The organism is Burkholderia sp. Ac-20353 (assembly GCF_017104785.1).
Lineage (GTDB): Bacteria > Pseudomonadota > Gammaproteobacteria > Burkholderiales > Burkholderiaceae > Burkholderia.
The window spans coordinates 1-994 of sequence record NZ_JAAGPL010000525.1; the positions used below are offsets into that span (position 1 = coordinate 1).

Annotated in this window: 1 protein-coding gene; it reads right to left on the bottom strand. The window is 63.7% G+C overall.

Features of this window, described 5'->3' with window-relative positions; all coding sequences use genetic code 11:
* Positions 1 to 994: IS110 family transposase (locus tag G3N94_RS41740; RefSeq protein ID WP_241022375.1), on the bottom strand; the 994-nt coding region annotated here is incomplete at both ends.

Here is a 994-nt window from a genome sequence, read left to right on the forward strand (position 1 = left end):
GCCAGGATCGCCCACAGGATCCGCGCGTGCTTGTTCGCGATCGCGACCAGCGTTCGGTACCAGCCTACCCGTGCATGCAGCTGAACGATCCAGCGCGAGAGCCGGTCGGTTCGTCGGTGAGCACTGGTCAGGGCCGAACGGGCACCCTGGAACAGGAGGGTACGCAGATAGGTGTTGCCCTGCCTTGTGATGTGGCCAAGACGGGTCTTGCCCCCACTGCTGGCCTGTTTGGGCACAGAGCCGAGCCAGGCGGAAAATTGCCGTCCGTTCCTGAACACGCGAGCGTCACCGACGGTCGCGACGGCGGCCGACGCGGTGAGCGGTCCGATTCCGACGATGGCCATGAGGCGTTGCGCGTTGATGTCGTGTTTGACCCGTGCGGCGATCTGCGAATCACACCACGAGATCTGCTCGTCAAGGTTGTGGATGTGATGCCAGCCGGCGAGGAGCGCAGCGCGTGCGATACCGTCGAGTTCCGTGGTTCCGTCATCCAGTGCCTCGACGAAGTGGGCACGGAACGCGTCGATGCCTTGTGGGAGGAACACGCCGAACTCGAACAGTTCGCCGCGCAGACGGTTGACGAGTGCCGTGCGCTCCTCGACAAAGCCGCTGCGCATCCGGTGCAGCACGAGCTCGTTCTGCTGGTCGGCGGTCTTCAGTGCCACGAAACGCATATGGGGACGGCTGGCCGCTTCACAGATGGCTTCCGCGTCCAGCCGGTCGTTCTTCACGTGCTTGCCGCCCTTGCGGTACGCCGCGGCAAACTGTGGGGCGATCAGACGGACTTCGTGGCCGAGCGCGCGTAGCTTTCGGCCCCAGTAGTGGGCTGCGCTGCAGGCCTCCATGGCAACCAGGCAGGGCTCGAGATTGGCGAACCATTCGAGGAACTTCTGCCGTGGGATGGCCTTCCTGACTGCCGCGCGTTCCATCGAATCGACTCCATGTACCACGATCAGGTTCTTGGCCAGATCGACGCCGATACGAGTAATCTTGT